Consider the following 25868-nt stretch of genomic DNA (forward strand, 5'->3'; position numbering starts at 1 on the left):
GAGAATAACGTCATGCCCTCCCGCTCGCGGGAGGGCCGGGAGGCTTGGCAGCTTGCTGCCTAGCCGGACGGGGTGGGCTAACCGCACCCCGAAAAAACAAAACCCCCGCATCCCTTGCCGGATGCGGGGGCCTTGAAAAGCCTGTCTGGCCTTCGGCTTACGCCGGGTAGGTCCAGGCGGTGCCGCGGTCGAAGTTGTCCGAAGCGAACTTCCAGTTGAGGATGTTCTCGAGGACCGCCTTCACGTAAGCCGGACGCTTGTTCATCTGGTCGATGTAGTAGGCGTGCTCCCAGACGTCGACGGTCAGGAGCGGCACGACGTCCTTGACGAGCGCGCTGTCGGCGTCGTGGGTCGAGATCACCTTGAGCTTGTCGCCTTCGACGACGAGCCAGGCCCAGCCGTTCGAGAAGTGGTTCACCGCCTCGTTCGAGAGCGCTTCGAGCAGCGCGTCGATCGAACCGAAGTCGGCGGTGATGGCAGCGGCCAGGCTCTCGCTCGGCGCGGTCTTCTCACCCGACAGCGAGTGCCAGTAGAAGCCGTGGTTCCAGGTCTGGGCCGAGTTGTTGAACAGCGGACCGGAAGCCGACTTGGCGATCTCTTCGACCGACTTGCCTTCGTTCTCGGTGCCGGCGATCGCGGCGTTCAGCTTGTCCACGTAAGTCTTGTGATGGGCGCCGTGGTGGATTTCCAGCGTCTTGCTCGAGATGTGCGGTTCGAGCGCGTCCTGCGCATAGGGCAGCGGCATGAGGGCGATGGTCATGGTCATGTCCTTTTTCAGGTTATTGAAGCTGGCCTGCACTTCGGCGGGAAACCGAAAAAGCGCAGAAAAGATCGCGGCCTATGTCTGACGTGCAGCGCAACAATTCAAGCGCGCAATCGCGGCATTTTGAATTTCTCATGCGAAAAAGGATGGCGGGGTTGCCGCCATCCTCTCCCGTGGTCGCCGTCGTCCTGCAAGGGGAGCAAACGCCGGCGAGCCAACCCATACCGGCCGTGTGATCCGGCCGTCAGGTTCGTCAGTTCTGCTTGTCGGCAGCGTCCTTCATCGCGTCGGACTTGGCGTCGCCTGCCTTCTTGACCGCGTCGGCCTTGTTTTCCAGCGCATCTTCGGCGGCTCCGGTGGTCGCATCGGCCTGCGCGTCGATCGCGTCGGCGGCGGCGTCGGACTGGGCCTCAACGGCGTCGGCCGCCTTCTCGGTCGCTTCCTGCTGCGGGCTGTTGCAGGCGGCAAGGCCCAGCGAAGCGGCAGCGACGGCAATCATGGCAAGACGCGAAGTGGCAGTGGCTTTCATGGCGAGGAATCCTTTTCCCTGTTTATGGTATCGGGCGCGTTGAAGATGCCGAGGGGAGGACGCGCCACCTCCCGCCGCAAGGCCCGCCGAAGCGGGCCTCACTTCGAGGTCGTCGGGACCGTGCGGTTCTTAGCGAACCGAGCCGCGACGGAAGAGGTTGACGATCGCCAGCAGGACGACCGCGCCCAGGAACGAGGCGAACAGCGACATGATGTCGAAGGCACCGCTGGTGATCGGCGCACCGCCGATGAGCGGGGTGATGATGAAGCCGGCGATCACCGCGCCGACGACGCCGACGACGATGTTAAGGAAAATGCCCTGCTGCGCATCGGTGCGCATCAGGATGGAAGCGAGCCAGCCGATGATGCCACCGACGAGGAGGATAAGAAGGAGGGTCATGGTTTCCGTCTCCGAATTGAGTTTGCTGACCCTAATAACGGGCAGTAGCGCGCAAGGTTCCGCAACAATACGAACGCCTCGTCGCAACGTGAACTTTGCCGCAACCAACCGCGCGCCCGCCGGGTTCTGGCCAGCAAGGAGGCGCGAGACGTGTATACTTCGGCCCGGAACCGCGCGGCGTCCGCCCTCGCCTCGCTGCTGATCGTGGCGGGCGGGCTGGCGGCGATGATGGCGGGACTTGCTGCGCGCATGACACCGCAGGAACGCCGCGAGACGCTCGCCGCGATCATTCCCCTGCGCGAGGAGCCGGAGAAACCCCGGCCGAAGGAAATCCCGGCCAAGGCGGATTCCACCGCCGCGAAGGGCCGTCCCTCACCTCCCAACTTGCGCAACAAGGCGACGCAGGTGGTCGCCCCGCCGCCGAAGCTGCCCCCGCTGATCGTGCCGCCACCGATTGTCACCGCGCCGAAGGCCGGTATCGGTTCGGCCGCGCAAAGCGGCGCCTCGGACCGGATCGGCCCCGGACAGGGCGCGGGCGGGATCGGCGATGGTGACGGCGGCGGCGGCAACGGCGCGGGCGAAGGCGACGATACCCTCACCCGCCCGCGCCAGATCCGCGGACGCCTGCATTTCTCCGACCTGCCGCCGGACCTGCGCGAAGCCAAAAGCGGCGGCGAACTCAAGCTGCAGTACCGCATCGGCGTGGACGGGCGGGTCAGCGACTGCCGCATCCTCACCTCAAGCGGTCGCCCCGACCTCGATGCGACGACCTGCCGGCTGATCACTGAACGGTTCCGTTTCAAGCCCTCGCGTAACCGTGCGGGAGAGCCGGTGGCTGCAATCATGGTCGAGACCCACGGGTGGTATTTTCCGCCGGAGGACACGCCTTGAAAGTGGTGGGGTGCCCACCCCGTCGGCTAGTTCGCTGCGCTCGCAAGCCTCCCGGCCCTCCCATAAGCGGGAGGGCAAGGCGCAGTGCTCTCATTCCCCTCCCGCTCGCGGGAGGGGGCAGGGGTGGGCAAGATCGGGACACCAACCCCTCCCCCGCGCGTTACCCCCGTAATCCGACACGGCGCAGCTTGACGCACCCACGCCAATGGAGCCAAGACACCCCTTCGAAGTCCTCGCGAGAATTGCACCGATGCTTTCGCAAAAAACACGCTATGCGATCCGGGCCATGCAGCACCTCGCGGACAAGTACGGCCAGGGTCCGATCCCGCTGACCGACATCGCCGAGACCCAGAACATCCCGGCGAAGTTTCTCACCGTCATCCTGTCGGAACTGTCGCGCTACGGCATCGTCGCCTCGCAGCGCGGCAAGGACGGCGGTTACTGGCTGGGCGTGCCCCCGATCGACATCACCTACGGCGATCTCATCCGCGTGATGCGAGGCTCGCTGGCTCTGGTGCCCTGCGCCAGCCGCTTCGCGCACGAGACCTGCAAGAACTGCGTCGAGGAAAAGGACTGCCGCACCCGCGCGCTGATGCTGCAGGTCCGCGACGCCACGGCGGGCCTCCTCGACGGGATGCGGCTGTCGGACAAGATCGACCCTGTGCCCGCCGCCGAAGGGCTGGAAGCGGTCGAGGACGTCTGAGCTTTAGCGGCTGAAAGCAAACCTTCTCCCGCGACCCCATTGTCAACTTTTACGATAGAGAATACCAAGCCCGCATCCGCCCCCGCTGCGAGAGGAGATGCGCATGCGAATTGCCAAGCCCGCCGATGCGACCGCAACCGAACACCCGCTGCTCAACGAAGGCGTCCAGCACGTTATCGAGGCGCTGCAGCGCCTGCGCTTCGGCGTGATCCAGCTGACCGTCCACGACGGCAAGCTGATGCAGGTCGACGTCACCGAGCGCCGCCGCTTCAACCACTGATCCACGTCACCGGAAGAGGCCGAGCACACCGGACGACCGGGCGGCTTCTGCCTGGAGATTGATCCGCGCGGTTCCCATCCGCGCGGCATTCGCCTAGCCAGTAGATGGGCCAGTAAATGGGGCCAACAGGCCGCGACCAGATCCAACCTGCACCCCAGGAGGAGTAAGAATGCTCGATTCGCTGCCGACACTGGCCGAAATCGCTCCCTTCATCGCCATCGGTTTCGCCGCGCAGATCGTCGATGGCGCGCTCGGCATGGCCTTCGGAGTGATCACCCAGACGCTGCTGGTCAGCGTGGTCGGTGTTCCTCCGGCAGCGGCCTCGGCCAGCGTCCACCTGGTCGAGCTGTTCACCACCGGCACCTCGGGCATCAGCCATATCCTGCACCGCAACGTGAACTGGGGCCTGTTCCTGCGGCTGGTGCCGACCGGCATCATCGGCGGCGTCGCCGGTGCCTACCTGCTGTCGAGCATCGACGCCTCGGTGGCCAAGCCCTACGTCATGATCTACCTCACCGGCATCGGCATCTACCTGATGTTCCGCGCCATCCGCATGCGCAAGCCGAGCTTCGCGGACCCCAAGTACACCGCCCCTCTGGCGCTGGCGGGCGGCTTCCTCGACGCGGCGGGCGGCGGCGGCTGGGGTCCGGTGGTCACCTCCAACCTGCTGGTGCAGGGCGGCGAACCGGCCAAGACGATCGGCACCGTCAACACCGCCGAATTCCTGCTGACCACCTCGATCTCGATCGCGTTCATCTCCACCATCGGGCTTTCGGCCTTCACGGTGGCGACGGTCGGCCTGATCATCGGCGGCGTCGTAGCTGCGCCCTTCGGCGCCCTCTTCGCCAAGCGCATCAAGCCGCGCACGCTGCTCGCGGCCGTCTCGGTGGTGCTGATCGCCACCAGCGTGTTCAGCATCTGGAAGTCGTGGCCGATCTTCTGAGGACGCCTTGCCCACCCCGCTGCGACTAGGTCCTGCGGACCAAGTCTCGCTGCCCCTCCCGCAAGCGGGAGGGGAAAATCGCGTCAGCCCTCCCGCCTGCGGGAGGGCCGGGAGGCTTGGGAGCGAAGCGAACTAGCCGGACGGGCTGGGCCTGACGTCAAAACGTGAACGTCACCACGACCGGGTCCGAATAGCCCCCCGTCTTCGCGTACTGCCCCGCCGGAATCCGCCCATAGGCCATCTTGGTCGCGTTGAAATTCAGCAGGTTGTTGATCAGCATCGACTGCGAGGAGCCGCCATTGCTGTTGTTCCCCCAGACCGTGGCGTAGCCTGCGTCCTGATAGATGTTGTAGTTCAGCCGCGCGGCCCCGTTCGCCATCTGCCGCGCCGCCGCGTTGCCCGACGTGCCCGCACTCAGCGCAAGATCGACCGTCGCGTTCATCGGCACGCTGACCGAGATGCAGTTGGCGGTGACCGTCGCCGTCGCCGTGGTCGGCGAGGTATTGGCCGGGTTGTACGTCCCGAAGCTGAGATTGGTGGTCGAGACCGAGCAGATGCACACGAGGCACCCCGCCGCGTCCGCCGCCGCAGTGGGCGCGAGCCCGCACGCCAGTCCCCCCAGCGCCGCGAGGAACCGAGTGGCAAGCCGCATCTTCACGTCCTTTCGTTCCCGCGCACGCAAGTGACCGGCGTTGCCGCAAGCCGCGCGTCCTCGCCCAGCGCCGGGATCGGCGCCAGGCACGTCCCGCCCGCACCCGAGACGCTGAGCGTGCCCGCACCGCCGCGATAGCCTTCGAGCCAGACTTCCCCGTCGTAGCCTACGACGCCCACCCCGCCTGCCCAAGCGATGCTCGATCCGGTCTGGAGCGGAATTCCCTGCGTATCGAGCACCCGCAGCCGCACGCCCTGCCCGCCCACGGTGCCGAAGCGCACCCGCACCGCCTGCCGCCAGCCCGGCGCGACGACCTGCTGCGCGGTGTCGAGGTCGTCCGCGATCGGCACTTCGGCGGCGTCGATGCCGATGTGGTTCTCGGCATAAGGCTGGAGGCCGGTGACGATCACGCCGCGCCCGCGCCCGGCCTTGGTCGGACGCGGGCGGTTCTCGACGGTGACGGTGACCGGGGCGTCGCTGGCCACGTCGACCAGCGCGAAGCCGTCGTCGATGTGCTGGCTGGCGACGAGCGTTCCGTCCACCCTGAGCAGGCCGCCGCGCACGTTGAGCTGCACGCCCTGCTGCCCACGCCGCTGCGCCGCGTCTAGGCGGATGTCGCCCGCGCCGCTGCGATAGCCGAGCCCGCCCTCCAGCCATGCCGCGCCGCTATCGCGCCCGGCCAGCGCCCGCGCGCCGAAGCCGCTGCGGTCGGGCAGGTTCTGCGTGAAAGTCGCGGCCGCACGGCCGGGCTCGGCGATCACCGAAGCATTGCGTCGCGGTCCCAGCGGAATGGTCAGCGAGCCGAACAGTCCCGCGTCGCGCCGCCCCGCGCGATAGGCGGTGTACTGCACGCCCGCCGAGAGATAGCCGCCGCGCAGGTTCGCCGTGTAGTAGGCCGAGGCGAGATCGTAGCGGGTTTGTCCTTCCCCGCCGATACCCTGCGTCAGCCGCGCATAGCTGGCATTGAGGCTGCCGATCCGTCCGAGCGAAAGCCCTCCCGCGACCGCCAGTTCGCTGCGCCCGCCGCCGTTGAAGCGGCCCTCGCCCACCTGCCGGAACTGCGCGTCGGCGCGTTCGTAGCTGGCGGTGAAGGTATAGACCGGCGTGACGCGCTGCATTTGCGCGCGCACCAGCGTCCCGGTCCCCGCTGACCCTTGCGACACCGCGCCTGCAAGCGAAACCTCGCCCACCGCGCCCAGCACCATCGCCGCGCCAAGGCCCGCCATGCGCGTGCGACCGCTGACCTCCACGCGCCCTTCGAGGGTCAGCGCATTGGTGATCCCGCGCCGCAGTCCGGCCGCCGCGAACAGAGGGCCATAGGCGAAGCTGTCGAAGCCGAAGCGCCTCCGCAGCGCGCCCGCCTCGATCGCGAATTCGGAGAGGCCGGGGCGCAGCAGGCTCGGGCTCGCGTAGAAGCTGCGCGTCACCTGCCGGGTATTGCCCGCAAGGTCACGCACGCTCATCGTCACTTGCCCGGCCCCGGTAAGGCGCGGCTGGAGGGTGAGGTCGAAGGCGCCCGGCCCGACGTCCATCGACTGGCGCGACGATTGCGCCATAAGTTCAACGGTCGAAGCCGTCAGCGCGCTCCCGGAGATCACCGGCAGCGGGAAGTTGATGCTCTGAGGATCGAGCGAGAAATCGGTGCCGAGGAACACCCCGCCATACCGCACCGGACGGCTCCACGGCGCGCCGGTGCCGACGGTGTCGCCCAGCACCAGCCGCATCCGCTGCTGGGGAAAGTCCCGGCGCAGCGCGGTATCCAGCCGCACGACGCCTCCCCGGTCGCTGTCGACGAGAAAGCTGGAGTCGGCGACGCCCCAAGGTCCGGAAACGCCCGCATCGACGAAACCGCCAAGCCGCGCGTGGCCGTTCCAGTCGGACAGCGTCAGGTCGTAATCGAGGAACTGCGCCGGGATCGTCTGCGCCAGCGGCACGACATGGCGGCCGGGATCGAACGTGTAGCGCGGAAACAGGCTGACGTCGGCATCGACCAGCAGCGTCGCCCCGTCCGCGTCGAGCCGCGCGACAAGACCCTTCACGCGGTCCAGCGCGACGTAGCTTTCGCCGCCCAGCGTCTCGGACGCGATCATGGAATGGGCGGCGAGGCCCCAGCTCTCGATGTCGCTGCGCCGCGCAAGGAGGTGGCCGTCATGCACGATGAGCAGGCCGGGCTCGGCGATCGCCTGCCCGTTGAGGACGACGCCGACCGGCATGGGCGCCGCCTCGGCCACCGACTGCGCGCAGGCAGTTCCGACGCCGATCGCAGGCGACAGGGCAAGCGCAGCCGAAAGGGCTGCCGCAAGGCGGCGGGAGGTGCGCTTCACCGGAGGCGACCATCAGCTCACGGCGCAGGGAGGGCGACGGTATACTCGCCCTCCTCGGCACGCACGTGGATGGAGAACAGACCGCGCGGCAGGCGCTCGGCCGGGATCAGCTGCGCACCTCCGGCAAGGAGATAGAACGGCTTGTCCAGCGTTACCGTCTCGCTCGCCCCTTGCAGAGTGAGCGCCACGATCCGGGCGTGGCCGCTGCCCGTATTGGCAAGGCGCAGCCCCAGCGGCGAGGTGGAGGCGGTGAACTGCGGTGCCACGCCCTCGGCGCCCCGGAACACCGGGACCGAGAGGCGCAGCAAGGTCTGCACCACGCCTGGCTGGGCCTGCGTGGGGTCGGGAAGTTCGTCGACGATCAGGCGCCACTGCCTTTCCGCCTGCGCCCCTGTATCGGCGGGCAGGCTGCAGCGCACCAGCCGCGTGCCGTGCGGCGCAATCGTCGCGATCGGCGGATTGACGACGAAGTCGGTATCGGGATCGAGAATGTCGGCACCGCCCTCGTCGCGGCTCCATGCGAAGCCGCGCACCTGCACGGTCACCGCGCGGTCGGAATCGTTGCCCAGCGTCAGCGAGCAGAAGCGGCGGCCCGAAGGTACATCGACGCGCACCGGCATCACGCTGAGCGAACCCGCCCGCGCCGGGGCGGCAAAGCCGCCCCACATGGCAACAAACAGGGCCGCCAGCAGTACCGGAGCGCGCCGAAAGGTCATCAGTAGGTCACCGTGACGGTCACCGAGTCGGTGTAGGCGCCCGCCGTGGTGTTCTGGCTGCCGGGGATGCGGCCGTAGACGGTGTAGGCGGTGGCGGAAGTCCCGGCGGTGCCCGCGACGGTGTCGGTATTGACGGTGTTGCCCCAGTTCGTGGTGCGGCCGGAATCGGAATAGAGCGCGTAGTTGAGGGTATGGCCGGAGGAATTGAGCTTGCGCACGGTAGTCGTGCCGCCGGTCGTCGTGCCCGCATTGAGGCCGACGTTGTAGGGGGTGCCCTGCGTGCAGGTGACGTTGACGGTGGTGGTCGCGTCGACGTTCGAGGACGACGTCGGGTTGTAGTTGCCGAAAGCCAGCGGGCTGGCGGCGACGACGCAGGCCGACTGCACGTTGGCCGTCACCGTGATGGTGTCGGTCACCGTCGCGGCGGACGCGGCCTGGGGCGCGAGGACGATACCTGCGGCAAGGGCGAACCCTGCGGCAAGCGGGCGAAGGCGGCGAGCGCCGCGGGCATGGTGAACGTTGCTCATGGCAATCGTTTACCAAGTCAGGGTTGCCCAGCCTTCCAACGCCCTCCCCGGTGGTTCACCTAGGAACGCGGCAACCAAACGCTCCGGCGATTTCCGATTGCCCCGGCGTGAAATAGCCCGTGCGGGGCGGTCCTGCGCTTTTGCCCCGGCCGGTCAGGTGGCAAGCTGGCGGGCATAACGAAAATCGCCCCGGAGAGACCTGACCTTGCGCTATCTATCGGAAATCGGTGCCGCGTGGCGCCCGCTGCTGGCGGCGACGCTGGGCATGGGTACGGGCATGTCGATCATCGGCACCGTCACCAGCGCGATCGCGCCCTCGCTCGTCGCCGATGCCGGGTGGTCCAAGGCGCAGTTCGCGATGACCGGCATGCTCGGCATGTTGACGGCGCTGTCGATGCCCTTCATCGGCCGCCTCGCCGACCTCTTCGGGGTCAAGCTGACCGCGCTGATCGGGATCGTCGCCATGCCGCTGACGATGCTGGGCTTCAGCCTCATCGGCGGCTCGTTCGAGGCCTATCTGGCGATCTTCATCTTCCAGAGCATCATTTGCGTGACGACCACCGCGACGGTCTACACGCGCCTCGTCGTCCAGCATATCGAGCACGCGCGCGGCCTCGGTCTTGCAATCGTCGCCTGCGGCCCGGCCCTGTTCGCCGCGATCGGCGGGCCGGTCATCAACGAGTTCGTCGAGGCGCACGGCTGGTCGGCGACGTACCGGATGCTGGCGCTGTTCACGGTGCTCACCGGCATCGTCGTGTTCCTGCTCATCCCCGGCGGACGAGCGCATGCGGCCCTCGTCACCGCGCCCAAGCGCCGCGCGCGCGACGACTATCCCGAGATCTTCGGCGAGCGGGCGTTCTGGATCCTGTTCGGCGCGATGTACTTGTGCAACCTGCCACTGACGCTGATTCTCGTGCAGCTCAAGATGCTGGTGCTCGATCAGGGGATCAGCGGCGAAGGCGCCTCGATCATGTTCACCGCGCTGGCGGTGGGGATGCTGCTGGGCCGCTTCGTGACCGGCGTGGCGCTCGACCGCTTCGCGCCGCAAGTGGTGTCGTTCGTGATGCTGGCGCTGCCGGGGCTCGGGCTGTTCGTGCTGGCGAGCAACTGGGACGCGCCGGCAGTGGTGACCGCGGCGATCTTCAGCCTCGGCTTCGCGGTGGGGGCGGAAGGGGATATCCTCGCCTTCCTCGTCGCGCGGCACTTCCGGACGCGAATCTATTCCAGCGTGCTCGGGCTGCTGACGGGGGTGTGCTCGCTGGCGGCCGCTTCGGGAGCAGCGCTGCTGAGCTGGACGCTGGCGCGGACCGGCAGTTTCGACACGTTCCTGGTGACCGTGGGCACGTCGGTATTCGCAGGCGCCCTGCTGCTGCTCATGCTGCGCAAGGGGCCGCAGGTGGAGGAAGCGTTGGGGGAACCGGTGCCGGCCTGACGTCGTCCCGGACTTGATCCGGGACCGCTGACCATGAACAGCCCACCTCGCGGGCGCGCGCAGCTAGCTCTTACCTAAAGACAGCCAGCGGTCCCGGATCAAGTCCGGGACGACGACCTAATCGCAGCGCACGTGGACCTTGGTTTCCGCATTCGGGCCGCGCAGGGTCTCGAACATCGCAGGCAACTGCTCCAAGGCGATGGTGTCGGTGACGATCGCCTTGGGATCGGCATGGACATGGCCGCGTCCCAGAAGGTCGGCGATGAAAAGAAACTCCCGCATGGAATAGCCGACCGCGAAGTGCATCGACACGCACTTGTAGCTCGCGATCGCCGGGATCACCGGGTCGGGCGCGGTGCAGAACCCCAGGCTGACGATCCGCCCGAACGGCGCAGCGTGCTGGACCGCGCGGCCAAGCATCCCCGGCGCGCCCACGCCCTCCAGCACCACCTGCGGTGCACCGCCCAGCGCCTCGACGACTTCGCCCGCCTCGTTGTCCCCGAAGGCCACGAAGGCGTCCGCCCCCATCTGCAGGCACAAGTCCCGCCGCCGCGACGAGCGCGACATCGCGGTCACCCGCCCCGCTCCCAGCCGCCGCGCCCACCAGATCGCATAGAGCGCCACCGTCCCGCCGCCGAGCACCAGCACCCGCTCGCCCGGCCGTATTCGCGCCATCTGCGTGCCGTAAAGGCTGATCGCCAAGGGTTCGATCAGCGCCCCGTCAGCCATGGAAAGCGTCTTCGGCAGCGGAGTGGCGACGCTAGCCGATATCCGGGCGTATTGCGCGAAGCCGACCGAGGCCCGCGCGGGGCTCTCGCGGCACAGCACATTGTTGCCATGGGCGCGGCAGGTCTCGCACTCCCCGCAGGCGACCGAGGGCAGCACCGCCAGCGGATCGCCGACCTTCCAGCCCTCGACCCCGCGGCCGACCTCGACCACGGTTCCGGCGAACTCGTGCCCGAACTGGACACCGGCGCCGAAGTCCCACGCGCCGCCCCTGGTCATGGCAAGGTCGGTGCCGCAGATGCCGCAGCGGTCCACGCGGATCAGCAGGTCGCCGGGGCCGGGCTTTGGGTCGGCGATCGTCTCGATCACGATCGGCTGGCCGCTGCCGGGATAGATCGCCGCCTTCATGCCCGCGTCTCCAGCAGGTCGTAGCGCTCTATGTAAGCGCGGAAAGGCTCGCGCGCCTCATCGGCGGTCATACCGTAGTCGGTGATGGAATAGCGGTGGACGCCGTGGCTGAGTTCGGGCTTCTCCTCGATCCGGCGGTGCAACGCGGCTCGGGTTTCCTCGGGAATGTCCATGCCGATGAAGCGATAGATCGCCTCCACCGTCTCCATCGGGCGGGCGTGGAAATCGGTGTGGACCACATCGAGCACCTGACCCGGATACCGCGCGCGCACCGCCTCGCACTTCTCCACCGCATTGGCCCACTTGGCGACTTCGCGGCGCAGCAGGTTTTCCGCGCGCTGCTGCTTGCGGTCGGGCTCCATCAGCCCGTTCATGTTCATCAGCAGCGAGACGAGGCTGGGCACCGCCTTGCCCGGGTCGCGGTGAGTCTGGATCACGCGGGCGTCGGGGAACACCGCCAGCAGCAGGTCGAGATGCGCGATATGACCGGGGTTCTTGAGCAGCCAGCGTTTGTCGGGATCATTCATACCGATCAGCCGGACGCACCGCGCGAAGTGAGAATAGGCCGCCGCCTCGCTCTGGCACTGCCACCACGCATCGTAAGTCGCCGCCGACCACCCGCACGACCACAAGTTCGAGACGAACGACTGCCGCAGCAGCATGCAGCATTCGTGGACTTCCTCGGCAGCGCGGAAATGCGCGGCCCTGGCATCGGGCAGCGCCGCATACTGCGCATCCAGCCCGGCGAGGGTCTTGCGATACTGCGGATACTCCGCCCAGCGCGCCATCGGCGGGCGCGGCATCGGGCTGTCGAGCAGCCACGTCTGCAGCCCCTGAAAGCGCAGATCGACCGCAAGCAACCGGTGCAGCGCCGTCGTGCCGGTGCGCGGCACCCCGGTGATGACCACCGGCGACAGCACCGGGGCCGCATCGAAGCCGGGGTTCGCCTTCATCGCCGCGACCGCCTGCACCCGCCCGCGCAGCACGCCGACGACCATGCCCCATGCAGCGCGCCTGCCCTGTTCGGAAAAGCGCGGGTCGTAGTCCATCGACTGCAGCAGCACGGTGAGGCCCGGCAGGTAGTCGGCCGTACCGAAATCGTCCCTGCCGGTCTCGGCGATGACGGTATCGTGCAACTGGCCGAGCGCATGGCGGAAGGTTTCGGGCGGATCGTAGCCGAGGTCCATCGCTCAGCCTCTCACCAGCGCCGCCGCCGCTGGCACGCGGCGACGCGGCGGCGGATCTCCTCGGAGCGCTCGGCCGGGGTGACCACGGGCGTGTCCTCGGGCAAATGGGAGCGCAGGTCCGCCAGCCTGACGCGGGTGATCGTGGGCACCGGCTCGCTGTCGCAATCGTACCAGCGACCGTAGATGCCGCCTTCGTTGTAGCCTGCGGGGTCGAGCCAGTTGGGCACCCCCGGATCGGTCAGCGCGATGACGGCGCGGAACTTCCCGTCGCTCGACAGCCGCGCCATCGCGCCATTCGTGCTGCTGAGGCGGTACACATATTCCAGCGCGTTGAAGTACGGGTCGTTGAGCTGCACGTTCCAGTAGGGCGCGCGGGCGGGAATCTCGGTCTCGATGATCAGCGCCTCGTCGTCTTCCAGCTGGAAGCAGGCGGGCCAGTAGGTCTGCTTCACCAGCGCGCCGGGATAGCGCACCGGCTCGAACACGTTGAAGCCGACACGCTCCTTCACCCCGTTCTGCATGGGGTAGTAGAGGTCGGTCTTGCGGCGCGGCAGCTTCGCCATCTCGCCGATGCGGCGCAGGATTTCCTCGGGCGCGAGGCGCGGTTTGGGCGGCACCGGGTCGAGGCATTCGATCGACAGCACCGGGTCCACCTCGCGCTCCCAGTCGTACATGCGAAAGCGGGTGAACATGCCGCGCGCGGAGCGGTCGATCGGTGCCCAGTGACCCTCGTATCCGGCGGGCCGCTCGGCGCTGAACACGATGGAGAAGTCCTCGCCCAGAGCGATGCCGAGGTCGTTGGTGTCGCACTCGTTGTGGCCATTGGGGCGCGGCATGGCGTCCACCGTGCCCGACAGCGCGGCCTGCGTGGTGAACGACAGGATGCGGCATGTCCCCCGGTTGCCGGAAACGCGGTAGGTCAGGTCGCCTCGGATCGGCGACTGCGTGTAGATGTCGTCCGGGTTGGGCTGGAGCGTGTAGACCGGGTTCCACAGCGGCGCCCAGTCCGGATGTTCGGCATCGGCGTGGAAGTACATGAAGTAGGAATAGGACAGGCTCGCCATGGTCTGGCGGTAGACGTCGGCACGGTAGGCCGGATCGTCAGGCCGCCAGGTATCCGCAAGGTTCGCGACCGCGCCTTCGAGGTCGGCGAGATAGGGCAGGATGGCAGGTTCGATGTGCATGGCAGGCTCTCCCTGCCAATTTGATAGTATGCACTATCTAGATTGACGAGATGCTGCCCATCGCCCGGGCGAATTCCTGCGTCGTCCCGGACTTGATCCGGGACCGGTGGCTGTCTTCAGGTGCGCGCCCAGCGACGCGGGCCAGTCACGCGCAGCGGTCCCGGATCAAGTCTGGGACGACGACGCCGCCTTTTCCTCCGCCGCCGCGAACCGGCGCGCCAGTACGGCGCAGACCATCAGCTGGATCTGGTGGAAGAACATCAGCGGCAGGATAATCGCACCCACCTGCGCCGCCGGGAACAGCACGCCCGCCAGCGGCACGCCGGTCGCGAGGCTCTTCTTCGAGCCGCAGAACAGCAGCACGATCCGATCCTCGCGCGAGAAGCCCATGGCCTTCCCAACGAAGCTCGACACCACCATCACCACCGCCAGCACGCCCAGCGAAATCGCCGCAATCAGCGCCAGTTCGCCCACCGTCACCTTGTGCCACAGCCCTTCGAGCACCGCCGCGCCGAACGCGGTGTAGACCACCAGCAGGATCGAGCTGCGATCGACGTAGCCCAGCACCTTCTTGTTGCGGGTGACGAAGCCGCCGATCCACGGGCGCAGGAAATGCCCCGCCAGGAACGGCAGCAGCAACTGCACCGAGATGTCGATGATCGGGTCCGTCGAGAACCCATGGCTCCGGCCGGTAATGAACAGCGCCGTCAGCAGCGGCGTGATGAATATCCCCGCGAGGTTGGAGAACGAGGCGCTCACCACCGCCGCCGCGACATTGCCCCCGGCGATCGCGGTGAAGGCGATCGAGGACTGCACGGTGGAGGGCAACAGTGTCAGGAACAGCACGCCCGTCGCCAGCGAGGGCTCGATACCGGGGATCGCCCGCACGCCAAGGCCGATGATCGGGAACAGCAAGAAGGTCGTCGCGCCGACGGTCAGGTGCAGCTTCCACGCCTTGGCGCCGTCGAGAATCGCCTCGCGCGAGAGCTTGGCGCCATGGAGGAAGAATAGCAGCGCGATGCCCGCATCCGCCACGCCGCCCGCGACCCGCGCCCACACGCCCTGCGCCGGCAGCACCGTCGCCAGCGCCACCGTGCCCAGCAGCATCAGCAGGAATGGGTCGATGTTCAGGCGGGCGAGCAGGCGGTTCATGCGGGGCGTTACCTCTTCAGAGCCACTTGTGCTCACGATACCATTGCGCCGTGGCCTTCAGCCCTTCGCGCGTCTCGATGCGGGGACGCCAGAGCTTGCCCGGCGGCGCGGCCTCGGGCGAGACCACCCAGTCCGGATGGCTGATGTAGGCGGCGCGGTCGAGCGTCATTTTTGCACGGGGGCCGCGCAAAAAATTGTCGATGCGCGCAGCCCGGTGGAGCATCGCCGGAGACAGCCCGATCACGCGCGGCCGCTTGCCCAGCGCCCAGCCGATCGCGAGGCCGAGTTCGAAATGCTCCCACCCCTGCGGCTTGCCGTCGTCCGGCTCGAAGACCTTGCCGGTCACCGACAGCCCGCCCGGCTCCAGCGCGACGAGCAGCCGCGCCAGGTCGTCGACATGGATCATCGAGGCACGGCCCTGCTTCGGCATCGGGATGAAGCCCCAGCGCGCCACGCGGAACAGCTCGAACATCTCCTTGTCGCGCGGGCCGTAGATCGCGGGCGGGCGCACGATGGTCCAGTCGAGCGGGCTGGCCATGACGATCTTCTCGGCCCGCGCCTTGGAGGCGCCGTAGGCCGACAGTTCCGGCTCGCGCGCGGAGAGCGAGGAGACATGGACGAAGCGCCGCACGCCCTCGCCCACGGTCGCTTCGATGAGGTTGAGGGTGCCGGTGACGTTGCCCGCCTCGAACCCGGCCGCATCGGGCGCATTGACGACGCCCGCGACGTGGATCACCGCCTCGGCCCCGCGCACCAGTTCGACCAGCGAGGCGGGATTGCCCAGCTCGCCGCCGACCCAGTCGACATGCTCGCGCTCGGGCTGGCTGCGGCGGGTGAGTGCGCGCACGGCGAAGCCAGCCTCGATGGCCGCTTCCAGAACGGCCAGTCCGACGAAGCCGGTGGCGCCAGTGAGCGCGATGACCGGACGGTCGATGAGATTGCGGCGGCGGTTCATTTCAACACCATCTGGTCGCGGTGGACCACAGCGGAGCGCGGCGAATAGCCGAGCACCTGTTCCTGCTCGCTCGAATGCAGGCCGACGATGGCGGCGCATTCGGCGGCGTCGTATTCGGAAAGGCCATGGGCGAGCACTTTGCCCGCGCCGTCGACGATGGCGACGGGATCGCCGCGCGAGAACACGCCTTCGACCGCCGTGATGCCCTTGGCGAGCAGGCTGGACCCGCGCCCGAGTGCCGCTGCGGCACCGTCGTCCACCACGATCTCACCCTTGAGACGCAAGCGGCCGCCCAGCCACGCCTTGCGCGCGGCGGCCTTGCGTCGGGGCACGAACAGGGTGCCGATGCCCTCGCGATCCTTGGCGCCCACGATGCGCGCCACCGGGCGTTCGTGCTGGCCGTTACCGATGACAAGGCAGATGCCCGCCAGCTCCGCGATCTCGGCCGCCTGCAGCTTGGAGACCATGCCGCCCGAGCCCATGCCGGAATTCGATTCGGTGCTGGCCATCGCCCGCACCTCGGCGGTGACACCCGCGACCACCGGGATCATCTTCGCACCGGGCAGCTTGGGGTGGCGATCGTAGAGGCCGTCGATATCGGAAAGCAGCACCACCGCACTCGCCTGCGCGGCCTGCGCCACGCGCGCGGCGAGGCGGTCGTTGTCGCCGAAGCGGATTTCCTGGGTCGCCACCGAATCGTTCTCGTTGATGACCGGCACCGCGCCGGCATCGAGCAGGCGGGTCAGCGTGGCCGTGACGTTGAGGTAACGGCGGCGGTCCTCCAGATCCTCCAGCGTCAGCAGCATCTGCGCGGCAGTGATGCCATGCGCGCCCAGAAGCTCGGCCCAGAGGCCCGAAAGCGCGATCTGGCCGACGGCGGCGCTGGCCTGCGCATCGGCGAGGCTGCCGCGCCCCCCCTTCTCCAGCCCCAGCGTCGCCGCGCCCAGCGCGATCGCGCCCGAGGAGACGACGATCACGTCCTGCCCCCGCCCGCGCGCCTCGGCGATCTCGGCCACCAGCTGCGTGATCCATGCGCGTCGGACGCCCTCCGGCCCGACGAGCAGCGCCGAACCCACCTTGATGACAAGGCGCGGCGCGAGGGAGGAATCGGCGAGGTCTGAGAGTCGGGCAATAGGCATGGGCGTGCCAGCCTCTAGGGGAAAGGTGCAGTTGAGGAAAGCGCAAGGTTGGGCGGCGATGCCCACCCCGCTGCAACTAACCTCGCCTGAGGCTCGGCAACTCTCGCGGCCCTCCCGTAAGCGAGAGGACGAAAGCCCTCTTCTCCCCTCCCGCTTGCGGGAGGGGTCGGGGGTGGGCCTTCAACCCGTCAGATCGGCGACCAGGGCGTGTCGTCAGCCTCTTCGCGCTCGCCGGTGGGACGTTCGGTCACGGTGGCGGCGGGGAGGTAGTCGATCACCGCGTCGAGCAGGCGCGGCATGCCCTTGCCGGTCGCGCCGGAAATCGGGAACACTTCGTCCGCGCCGGCCTTGAGCAGTTCCTTGGCGTATTCCTCCGCCAGTGCGTCATCGACCAGGTCGACCTTGTTCAGCGCCACCAGGCGGGGCTTGTCGGCCAGCAGTTCGCTGTAGGCTTCCAGTTCCTCCTCGACGACCTGCATCGCCTCCACCGGATCGGTGTTGGAGATGTCGATGAGGTGGACCAGCACGCGGCAGCGTTCGATGTGGCCGAGGAAGCGATCGCCGATCCCCGCGCCGTCCGCCGCGCCTGCGATCAGGCCGGGAATGTCCGCCAGCACGAACTCGCGGTGCTTGTGCATGACGACGCCGAGCTGCGGACGCAGGGTGGTGAAGGCGTAGTCGCCGACCTTCGCCTTGGCGTTCGACAGCGCGTTGATGAAGGTGGACTTGCCCGCGTTGGGCATGCCGACGAGGCCAACGTCCGCCAGCAGCTTGAGGCGCAGCCACACCCACTGCTCGATCGGCGGCATGCCGGGCTGGTGCTGGCGCGGAGCGCGGTTGGTGCTGGTCTTGTAGCTGGCGTTCCCGCGCCCGCCCATGCCGCCTTCGATGAAGGTGACGCGCTGGCCCGGCTCCGTGAGGTCGAGCAGCACGGTGTCGCGCCCTTCGTCGTCGGCGATGACCTGGGTGCCGATCGGCACCTTGATGACCAGGTCCTTGCCTGCCGCGCCGTTGCGGTTCTGGCCCATGCCGTGGCCGCCGCGCGGAGCCTTGAAGTGCTGGGTATAGCGGAAGTCGATCAGCGTGTTGAGGCCGGGCACGGCTTCGAAGATGATGTCGCCGCCCTTGCCGCCGTTGCCGCCGTTGGGGCCGCCGTACTCGACGTACTTCTCACGCCGGAAGCTGACCGCACCGGGGCCACCGCCGCCTGCACGCACGTAGATCTTGGCCTGGTCGAGAAAATGCATCGGTCCTATCGCTTCCAGCGCTGATGAAGCGCCCCTTCGCGACCGGTCCCGGTCGCCGGAGGTTTTCCCTCCGCTGAACGCCGCTGGCCGCAGATAAACAAAAAACCCGGCCGTGTCTCGGGCCGGGTGATGCCCGGTTCGTCCGGACACGCCTGAATTGTGCGATACTGGTGGAGCCGAGGGGGATCGAACCCCTGACCTCGTCATTGCGAACGACGCGCTCTCCCAGCTGAGCTACGGCCCCGTTCCAGTATCAAGTCCGATTGCGTCACCGCGCTCGGGAGCGTCCCCTTAGCGAAGACGCCTCCCGCGCGGAAGAGCAAAAATGGGAGGGCGCGAAGATTCTCGCACCCGCTGCCGACGTCACTGTGCTTGCGGCACGCTCGCCTGCGGCTGGACGACGGGCTGGGCCATGACCTGCTCCGCATTCGGACGCACGGTGATGAGGCCGTTCGATCCGTAGCGCGATTGCCATGCGGCCAGATCGGCGCGGTACTGGTCATAAGCATCGAAGAACGCCTTGAACGGCGCCTCCAGCTTGGCGAGGCCGGTGTACGACCAGTTGTCGAACTGGCTCGGCTCCACCGTGTTCAATTCGGCGCTCACTTCCATCGCTGCCTGGCAGAAGCTGGAGTCCACCGGCGGCAGCGAGAAGAAGTTGTAGACCTGCGTCTGGTAGGTCTCGCGCGCGACGATCGCGGCGCGGCCGGAATGCTGCGTACGGAAGCTCGCGTCGATTTCCTTGCTCGCACGGTCGAGCGACTTGTCGTAGACCTTCAGGAAACGCTTGTAGCCCTCAAGGATCGGGGTGAACTGAACCTCGACGCAGTTGAGCGCAGCCACGTTATAGGCCGAGCGGAAGTTCCAGATCGTCTGCGACGTGGAAATCCCGTAATTCACGGTCTGGCGCGTGCCATCCTCTGCCTTGGCCGGAACCCGCATTTCGAGCGGCGCGCCCATCGGCGGCGTCGGCATCGGCGGGATCACCACGACCGGCGGCGGGGGTGGCGGGGGCGGAGGCGGCTTCGCACAGCCTGCCAGCGCGGCAAGCGTGACGGCCACCGCCGAGCCCGCCAGCAAGGAAAGGCGACGACGCCCCTGCCCGTTGTCGATCATCTCAAGCCCTCGGTACACGCATCGTTCTCCATCGCGGCAAACGGTCTAACCCCGCTGAGTCATAAAGCAAATGCCCGGTGCGATAAAACGCACCGGGCATCATGCTTAGGTGAAACTGCACTGTGGATTAATCGCTTCGGAGGAAAATTATCTCCATTCCGGTTGCGATTAACCGCCGCCCTTAGTCCCGCTGGCCGAGGAAGCTCAGCAGGAACTGGAACATGTTGATGAAGTCCAGGTACAGGCTCAGCGCGCCGAGGATCACGGCCTTGCCGACGAAATCTGTGCCGCGCAGGTGATAGTACTGGTTCTTGAGCATCTGCGTATCATAGGCGGTCAACCCTGCGAAGATCAGCACGCCGAGGATCGAAATCGCCAGCTGCAGCACGCTCGAACCCACGAAGATGTTCACCAGCGAGGCGATCAAAATACCGACCACGCCCATGATCAGGAAGGTGCCGAAGCCCGACAGGTCCTTCTTCGTGGTGTAACCATAGAGGCTGAGGCCCGCGAAAGCCGCCGCCGTCGCGAAGAACGTGGTCGCGATCGAGGTCGCCGTGTAGATCACGAAGATCGTCGAGAGCGATACGCCCATCACGGCCGCGAACGCCCAGTAGAGCACCTTCAGCGTGCCTTCGCTGAACCGCTGCGCGCCGCCGCTGATCGCGAAGACGAAGCCCAGCGGGGCCAGCATGACCAGCCACTTGATCGGCGACTGCATCATAGCGATCGCGTAAGGCGCGAAGAGCATCGCGACGATGCCCGAAAGCAGCACGCCCGAGGCCATGTAGTTGTAGATCGACAGCATGTGCCGACGCAGACCCGCATCGTAAGCGGTCCGGCCGGCGGTGCGACCGAGATCGCTGCCGTCACGGCTCGGAGACGCACCGAAGCCCTGACGGGGCTGGGGGTCGTTCCAATTCGCCATTTCAAACTCCCTTTAGCGGAGAAGCCAGCCAAATGCGGTCCCGCTCAGGAGGGAATATCGCGCTCGAACGCGAAAGTTTCAAGAAGAACCGGCCCGCGCCATTTGTGACAAAGTGTAAAACGGACCTATTTCTTCTTGGCTCCGGCTTCAAACCACGACGATCAGCCGCGCCGGGCCTCGGCTGCCATCTCGGCATTGCGATCGCGCGAGGCGGTCATCGCTTCGAGCACAACGCCGGCCAGCGCGCCGCCCTCGTCCAGCACGTTCATACCCGCGCGGGTCGAACCGCCCGGGCTGGCGACCTTGTCCGCCAGTTCGCCCGGCGAGAACTCGGAAGCGCCGGCGAGCTGCGCCGCCCCTTCGACCATCGCGAGCGCCAGCCGCTGCGACTGGCCCGCATCCAGGCCGAGCGCCACCGCGCCCGCGGCGAGGGAATCGATGAAGCGATAGACGAACGCCGGGCCGCAACCGGCCAGCGCGGTGACCGCGTCGAACAGATGCTCGCCCGCCAGCCACTCAGGCGTGCCGAGCGGCTCCATCAGCGCAGTCACGGCCGCGCGGCCGGTCTCGTCGAGGCCGCGCGCGTCGAGTGCGATCGGCGACTTGCCGATGGCGGCCGCCAGGTTCGGCATGATCCGCACCAGCGCGCCGGCCTGCGGGAAGCGCGCCGCAAGGCTGTCGAATTCGACGCCCGCGAGGATCGAGAACAGCACGGTCTCACGTCCGACGAGCGCGCCCACTGCCGGTGCGACAGCGTCGAGGCCCTGCGGCTTGACCCCCAGCATCACCGCATCGAAGCGGCCTTCCGCAGGCAGTTCGGACAGCAGCGCGACACCTTCAGGCACGCTATCGCGGTGCGGATCGACGACGGTGAAGCGCGAGGCCGGAATGCCGCCCGCCAGCCAGCCCGTCAGCATGGCCCCTGCCATGTTGCCGCAGCCCACGAGCAGGATGTTCTGAAACCGGTCCATGCGCATATTCCCTTGAAACTGGATCGGCCCGCGACTTAGGCGAGCCGATCACAGGCCACAAGGGCCATGCGTGCCATGCGCAGCGGGACCAGCGGGCTGGCATAGCCAACCACGCTGCGAACCGCAGTGACGAGCGGTCAGGCTTCCCCGGCCGCGTCCACCAGGGCCGCCGCGAGCGCTTCGGACGGCGTCTTGTCGCCCCACAGGATGAACTGGAACACCGGGTAGAAGCGGTCGCACTCCTCGATCGCGGCCTCCACCACCATCTGCGCCTGCCCCGGTCCGAGCAGCCCGTCCGGCCCGAGCATCAGCCCATGGCGATAGAGCACGACGCCGCCGTTCGACCACATGTCGAAGTGTCCGAGCCAGACCTGCTCGTTGATGAGCGCCAGCGCCTCGAACACGGCGGAACGCTTGGCCTCGGCCACGCGGATGTCGGGGAGGCACAGGAGTTGCAGCACCCGGTCTTCCGGACGCCAGATCGCCTGCAACTGGTACGTCGCCCAGGCGCCCTTGATCTCGGCCGAGATTTCGTCCTCACCGGCATATTCGAAGGGCCAGTCGCGCGCCTCGAAAAGCGAGGCGAGCATTTCCACGGGGGCAGCCTCTTCGTCCCGGTCGATATCGTCCTGAACGGTCCTCATAATCTGCGACATCAGCCCTCCGAGAATACGGGTGCATGGATGCTGCCTGTGGGTGGGGGAGCACAATCCACCCGCCCGACATCGCCTGCGCATAACTGCACAAGCCTGTTCACAGCGTGTGGATAAATGTGAATACGCGTTAACACAAGGCCGTCGCCAACCCCACAAACCCGCAGATTTACTTGGAGGAGAGCGGATCCACGACCTGACCCGCCGGGCTGGTCCAGGGCAGCGCGTCGGCGAAGCCCTGCTTCCTGGCATCCGCAAGGAAAGCACTGGCCGCCTTCTGCGTAGCGAAAGGACCGATCAGCACGCGGTTGGTCCGCCCCATCTCGCTGACGTAGGGGCTGCGGCCCTTGAGCAGCGCGGCGCTGTCACGCGTGTAGCGCCGCCAGTCGAAGGCGATGGCGCTCTTGTCCCGTCCGACCCCGATCTGGACCCAGATCCGGCTGGGATGCGTGGGCTTCTTCGCCTTCTCCGCGGCTTCGGCCTTGGCCTTGGCTTCTGCGTCCGCCTTGGCCTTCGCCTTAGTCTCGGCAGCCTTGGCCGCGGCGGTCTTGGCCTTGGTCGCCCTGGCTTCCTTGACTTCGGCGACCGGGGCTTCGGCAGCCTTGGCTTCAACCGGCTTTGTCTCGGCCAGCTTTATCTCGGCCGGTTTTGCCTCTTCGACCTTCGGCAGCTGGACACGCGGGGGTGGCGGCGCCGCAGGGGTGATCAGCCGGATGTCGACGGCGCCCGAGGTCGGCATCACGTCCACGGTCGGCTTGCCGATGTCCGCGAATATCTCGGAAAGCGAAAGCTGGTTCGGTCCCGGAACCGGCGGCGGGCTTGCCGGGGCGGATACCGGCGGCGTCTTCGCTGCCAGCGCGCTGGCAGGCGCGACCCCCATAGCGGGCGCCTGCGAGGCGGGAAGACGACCGAGATCGAAGCCCGGAGCAGTTGACCGCGCCGGCGGCGTGGAGGGCCCCGTCGCCTGCGCAACCTGGGTGGGCGCGGGGGCAGCGGTGCGCACAGGCGCCGCGGAAGGCGTGACCGCCGGAGTGGAAACGGATGCCGATCCGGGAACGGGCGCCGGCGTCGCTGCCGCAACCCTGGCAGGCTCGGCACTGCGCCCGACCGGGGGCAGTTCGCCGGTGTCGCGTTCGATCGCGGGTTTCGGCTCGGGCGGCGCGACCCGGTCCGGATCGACCGACGCAAGACTCGTGGGACGGGTGGACTGGCCCTGCTGCCGCGCCGCCTGCGCCGTGTCCGTACGCGCGCTGCGGGTTCGCGAGGTCTTTGTCGCCTTGGCCAGCTTCGTGCCGCCAAGCGGCTCGCCCTTGGGGATCAGTCCTCCACCGGCAGCCGAACTGCGCGGCGGTGCGTAAGCCGCGATGCGGGCGTCATCCCGTCCGATCTCCGAGGCGCGCGGAAACCGGCCGAGGTCCGCTGCGGCCGCCTGCTGCGCCCTGGTCAGGCGCGGCATGTAACGCAAGTACGGCGCAATGCTCTGCGCCAGCTTTCCGGGCAAGATCGTGTTGGTGATCTCGACCGCCTTGTCTGCGTCGCCTGCGATCGCAAGCGTGAACGCGCGCGTCCGCCAGCCCGGCTTGTCCTGCCTGTTCAGCAGCGGCAGCAGCGTCGTATAGGCCGCATCGACGTCCCCGCCGATCGCCTGGCTGATTGCCAGACGATGCCGCAGTTCGTCGGCCTTGTCGCCCGAAGCGCTCGTCATCGCCGCCGCGTAGTAACGCTGCGCCAAGGCATTGTCGCCAACGAGGTCGTAGGCGAGACCGCGATCCGCCGCGATCAGCGCAGCACCGGCGCCCGCCTTCTCGGCCGCATCGAAATAGGGAATCGCGCTTACCGGGTCGCCGTTATGGACGAAGGCGCTGCCCAGCCCGGCCTGCACCCGAGGGTTGCCGGGGCTGACTTCGTCGGCGCGGCGGTAGAAGCCGATGGCGGCCGCACTGTCCTGCAGCGCGCGGGCGGCATCGCCGGCGTCGATCAGCGCGGCGACGTCGCGGGAATCGCGACCGAGGCGGGCTAGTGCGGCACTGAGCTTCTTGTTGTCCTCGCCGGGCACGGCCTGGACCACCGGCCGCGAAACGCTGGGCGCGCCTTGCGCGAATGCCGGAGCACCCGAGAGCGCGCCGACCAGCGCTGCGCCGCCGAGCAAACGCGAAACCAAGTGATTCACCCGCACGTCCTCTGTCATTCCCGACCCTGCAGGCAGCCCTCCCCACGACGGCTGCCGACACTTCATGAACCGGACGGCCGCACGACAGGCCGGAATGTCGCACGACTCCATACGCACCGATTGCGCGCGCCTGCGCCCATGGACCGGCGCAGATGAACTTCAAGCGAACGCGCCCGCGCTGGACGAGCTTCCTTCGACAGGTTGCGACCCGAAGGAGAAAAAGGCGGGAGCACTGCTGCCCCGCCTTTCACCACTTACTGGTTGTTCTGACGACCGAGGAAGCGCGGGATGCTGATCGATCCGGCGTCACCGTCATCCTCGCCGGAAGCCGCTTCGGCGCCCGGGCGCGGACGCGACAGGCTGGTCATGCGCTCGAACAGGGTGCTGCCGCCGCCAGCCGGTTTGGCGCGGGGCGCGGCGGGCGCCTGAGCCGGAGACTGAGCCGCCTGGCCGCCGTCGAGCAGCAGTTCGTCCTGCGCGCGCCGCGGGGCCGGTGCCGGCTCGGCCGGAGCCTCGAAGCTGAGGTCCAGCGGCTCTTTCTGGATGCCGCGAAGGCCCGCGAAGCCGGGAGTGGACGCAGGCGCTGACTGAGCCTCGTCCTCGGCGCCGAGTTCCAGCTCCGCCGACGGTTCGAACGCCTGTGAAGGCGAAACGAACGGCGCGGGCGCCGGGGCAGGAGCCGGCTGCTGCGCGACCGGAGCGGGTGCCGGAGCAGCAGGCGCCTGATAGGTCGGCGCCGGCGGCGGCGAGTGCAGCGCCGGACGCGCGATCCCGCGCGAAGCGCCGAGATTCAGCGGACGCGAGGCGATTTCGGCCATTTCCGTGGTCTGCTCGATGCCGGTGGCGACGACCGAGACGCGGATCTTGCCCTGCAGGTCCGGGTTGAACGCCGAACCCCAGATGATGTTCGCATCGGGATCGACCAGCTCGCGGATGTGGTTCGCGGCCTCGTCGACTTCGAGCAGCTTCATGTCGTCGCCGCCGATGATCGAGATGATGACGCCCTTCGCGCCCTGCATCGACACGCCGTCGAGCAGCGGATTGGCGATGGCGCGTTCGGCGGCTTCGAGCGCGCGGTTGGGGCCTTCGCCCTCGCCGGTGCCCATCATCGCCTTGCCCATCTCGCCCATCACGGAACGCACGTCCGCGAAGTCGAGGTTGATGAGGCCCGGCATGATCATCAGGTCGGTGATCGAGCGGACGCCCTGCTGGAGCACTTCGTCGGCGAGCGTGAAGGCTTCCTTGAAGGTCGTTTCCGCCTTCGCCACCAGGAACAGGTTCTGGTTGGGAATGACGATCAGCGTGTCGACGTGCTTCTGCAGTTCCTCGATGCCCGAGTCGGCCGCGCGCATGCGGCGCGTGCCTTCGAACATGAACGGCTTGGAGACGACGCCCACGGTCAGGACGCCCTTCTCGCGCGCGGCCTGCGCGATGATCGGGGCCGCACCCGTGCCGGTGCCGCCGCCCATGCCGGCCGCGATGAAGACCATGTGGACGCCGTCGAGCAGGCGCTCCAGCTCCTCACGGGTTTCCTCTGCCGCCGCACGGCCCACTTCGGGGCGCGCACCGGCGCCGAGGCCCTGGGTAATCTCTGGGCCGAGCTGGATGCGCGTTTCCGCGATCGAGTTGTTCAGCGCTTGTGCGTCGGTGTTGGCCACCACGAAGTCCACGCCCTCGATCTGGGCGCCGATCATGTTGGCGATCGCGTTTCCGCCCGCACCGCCGACGCCGATGACGAGAATGCGAGGACGAAGCTCCTCGATAGCCGGCGGTCCGATGTTAATGCTCATTTCGCTCTCCTGCAGGCACGTCGCGCGAAGAAAATTCCTTGACCACTCTGATTGCACGCTTCGATTCGTCTAGGCAAAGGACC

General features: G+C 67.7%; 25 protein-coding genes and 1 tRNA gene. 5 read left to right on the forward strand and 21 right to left on the reverse strand.

Going from position 1 to position 25868, the window contains the following annotated elements:
- Positions 1–157 precede the first annotated feature (157 nt).
- The 3 genes from BES08_RS09585 to BES08_RS09595 form a co-directional block, all read right to left on the reverse strand.
- Positions 158–760 carry a superoxide dismutase gene (locus BES08_RS09585; protein WP_069709212.1) on the reverse strand — a complete coding sequence of 201 codons (603 nt, stop codon included), beginning with the start codon at positions 758–760 and terminating at the stop codon, positions 158–160.
- 256 nt (positions 761–1016) lie between these two features.
- A complete protein-coding gene (locus BES08_RS09590) occupies positions 1017–1292 on the reverse strand; it encodes a hypothetical protein (RefSeq protein WP_008830172.1) in 276 nt (91 codons plus the stop codon).
- A gap of 129 nt (positions 1293–1421) precedes the next feature.
- Positions 1422–1691 carry a GlsB/YeaQ/YmgE family stress response membrane protein gene (locus BES08_RS09595; protein WP_008830173.1) on the reverse strand — a complete coding sequence of 90 codons (270 nt, stop codon included), beginning with the start codon at positions 1689–1691 and terminating at the stop codon, positions 1422–1424.
- Between the two features lie 150 nt (positions 1692–1841).
- Here BES08_RS09595 and BES08_RS09600 point away from each other — a divergent pair, with 150 nt between their 5' ends.
- The 4 genes from BES08_RS09600 (at position 1842) to BES08_RS09615 (ending at position 4508) form a co-directional block, all read left to right on the forward strand.
- A complete protein-coding gene (locus BES08_RS09600) occupies positions 1842–2582 on the forward strand; it encodes an energy transducer TonB (protein WP_069708194.1) in 741 nt (246 codons plus the stop codon).
- A gap of 250 nt (positions 2583–2832) precedes the next feature.
- Complete coding sequence (locus BES08_RS09605) at positions 2833–3285, forward strand: RrF2 family transcriptional regulator (RefSeq protein ID WP_008830175.1); 453 nt, start codon at positions 2833–2835, stop codon at positions 3283–3285.
- A 103-nt stretch (positions 3286–3388) separates the two neighbouring features.
- Positions 3389–3565, forward strand: coding sequence for a YezD family protein (locus tag BES08_RS09610; protein WP_008830176.1), 177 nt, complete (start codon positions 3389–3391; stop codon positions 3563–3565).
- A gap of 169 nt (positions 3566–3734) precedes the next feature.
- On the forward strand, positions 3735–4508 hold the full coding sequence (locus BES08_RS09615) for a sulfite exporter TauE/SafE family protein (protein WP_008830177.1): 774 nt from the start codon (positions 3735–3737) through the stop codon (positions 4506–4508).
- 157 nt (positions 4509–4665) lie between these two features.
- On the opposite strand, the gene BES08_RS09620 is transcribed toward BES08_RS09615, so the two are convergent.
- Genes BES08_RS09620 through BES08_RS09635 form a run of 4 tightly spaced genes read right to left on the reverse strand, consistent with a single transcriptional unit; the run spans position 4666 to position 8727 of the window.
- A complete protein-coding gene (locus BES08_RS09620; protein ID WP_069708195.1) occupies positions 4666–5160 on the reverse strand; it encodes a Csu type fimbrial protein in 495 nt (164 codons plus the stop codon).
- Between the two features lie 2 nt (positions 5161–5162).
- On the reverse strand, positions 5163–7484 hold the full coding sequence (locus BES08_RS09625) for a fimbria/pilus outer membrane usher protein (protein WP_069708196.1): 2322 nt from the start codon (positions 7482–7484) through the stop codon (positions 5163–5165).
- Between the two features lie 17 nt (positions 7485–7501).
- Positions 7502–8200: a fimbrial biogenesis chaperone gene (locus tag BES08_RS09630; protein WP_008830180.1), complete on the reverse strand. Its 699-nt coding sequence runs from the start codon at positions 8198–8200 to the stop codon at positions 7502–7504.
- Entirely contained in the window at positions 8200–8727 is a 528-nt protein-coding gene (locus BES08_RS09635; RefSeq protein WP_008830181.1) for a Csu type fimbrial protein, read from the reverse strand. The genes BES08_RS09630 and BES08_RS09635 overlap by 1 nt, the downstream gene beginning before the upstream one ends.
- A 205-nt stretch (positions 8728–8932) precedes the next feature.
- Between BES08_RS09635 and BES08_RS09640 the strand changes: the two genes are divergently transcribed.
- The gene (locus BES08_RS09640; protein ID WP_069708197.1) at positions 8933–10159 is read left to right on the forward strand and encodes an MFS transporter; all 1227 of its coding nucleotides are present in this window, start codon (positions 8933–8935) and stop codon (positions 10157–10159) included.
- Positions 10160–10276: 117 nt separating this feature from the next.
- Here the strand turns inward: BES08_RS09640 and BES08_RS09645 are convergent, their stop codons facing one another.
- The 14 genes from BES08_RS09645 to ftsZ all read right to left on the reverse strand — a co-directional run bounded on the left by BES08_RS09645 (position 10277) and on the right by ftsZ (position 25785).
- Positions 10277–11293, reverse strand: coding sequence for an alcohol dehydrogenase catalytic domain-containing protein (locus BES08_RS09645; RefSeq protein ID WP_069708198.1), 1017 nt, complete (start codon positions 11291–11293; stop codon positions 10277–10279).
- On the reverse strand, positions 11290–12480 hold the full coding sequence (locus BES08_RS09650) for a sulfotransferase family protein (protein WP_069708199.1): 1191 nt from the start codon (positions 12478–12480) through the stop codon (positions 11290–11292). Before BES08_RS09650 ends, BES08_RS09645 begins: the two co-directional genes overlap by 4 nt.
- A gap of 11 nt (positions 12481–12491) precedes the next feature.
- Positions 12492–13664: a hypothetical protein gene (locus BES08_RS09655; RefSeq protein ID WP_069708200.1), complete on the reverse strand. Its 1173-nt coding sequence runs from the start codon at positions 13662–13664 to the stop codon at positions 12492–12494.
- Between the two features lie 165 nt (positions 13665–13829).
- Positions 13830–14816 (reverse strand): bile acid:sodium symporter family protein, encoded by a 987-nt coding sequence (locus BES08_RS09660; RefSeq protein ID WP_069708201.1) that lies wholly within the window; start codon positions 14814–14816, stop codon positions 13830–13832.
- A gap of 16 nt (positions 14817–14832) precedes the next feature.
- Positions 14833–15771 carry an NAD-dependent epimerase/dehydratase family protein gene (locus BES08_RS09665; RefSeq protein WP_069708202.1) on the reverse strand — a complete coding sequence of 313 codons (939 nt, stop codon included), beginning with the start codon at positions 15769–15771 and terminating at the stop codon, positions 14833–14835.
- A complete protein-coding gene (gene proB, locus BES08_RS09670) occupies positions 15768–16910 on the reverse strand; it encodes a glutamate 5-kinase (RefSeq protein ID WP_069708203.1) in 1143 nt (380 codons plus the stop codon). The genes BES08_RS09665 and proB overlap by 4 nt, the downstream gene beginning before the upstream one ends.
- 188 nt (positions 16911–17098) lie before the next feature.
- A complete protein-coding gene (gene obgE / locus BES08_RS09675; protein WP_008830189.1) occupies positions 17099–18157 on the reverse strand; it encodes a GTPase ObgE in 1059 nt (352 codons plus the stop codon).
- A 168-nt stretch (positions 18158–18325) separates the two neighbouring features.
- Positions 18326–18401, reverse strand: a tRNA-Ala gene (locus BES08_RS09680).
- Positions 18402–18520: 119 nt separating this feature from the next.
- Positions 18521–19291 (reverse strand): hypothetical protein, encoded by a 771-nt coding sequence (locus BES08_RS09685; RefSeq protein WP_156799823.1) that lies wholly within the window; start codon positions 19289–19291, stop codon positions 18521–18523.
- A 163-nt stretch (positions 19292–19454) separates the two neighbouring features.
- Complete coding sequence (locus BES08_RS09690) at positions 19455–20201, reverse strand: Bax inhibitor-1/YccA family protein (protein ID WP_008830191.1); 747 nt, start codon at positions 20199–20201, stop codon at positions 19455–19457.
- A 161-nt stretch (positions 20202–20362) separates the two neighbouring features.
- The gene (gene proC, locus BES08_RS09695; protein WP_008830192.1) at positions 20363–21172 is read right to left on the reverse strand and encodes a pyrroline-5-carboxylate reductase; all 810 of its coding nucleotides are present in this window, start codon (positions 21170–21172) and stop codon (positions 20363–20365) included.
- A gap of 137 nt (positions 21173–21309) precedes the next feature.
- Complete coding sequence (locus BES08_RS09700) at positions 21310–21828, reverse strand: type III secretion system chaperone family protein (RefSeq protein ID WP_008830193.1); 519 nt, start codon at positions 21826–21828, stop codon at positions 21310–21312.
- Between the two features lie 166 nt (positions 21829–21994).
- Positions 21995–23995: an SPOR domain-containing protein gene (locus BES08_RS09705; protein ID WP_231957940.1), complete on the reverse strand. Its 2001-nt coding sequence runs from the start codon at positions 23993–23995 to the stop codon at positions 21995–21997.
- A 254-nt stretch (positions 23996–24249) separates the two neighbouring features.
- Complete coding sequence (gene ftsZ, locus BES08_RS09710; protein WP_008830195.1) at positions 24250–25785, reverse strand: cell division protein FtsZ; 1536 nt, start codon at positions 25783–25785, stop codon at positions 24250–24252.
- Between the last annotated feature and the right edge of the window lie 83 nt (positions 25786–25868).

Origin of the sequence: Novosphingobium resinovorum, from assembly GCF_001742225.1 — a bacterium.
Lineage (GTDB): Bacteria > Pseudomonadota > Alphaproteobacteria > Sphingomonadales > Sphingomonadaceae > Novosphingobium > Novosphingobium resinovorum_A.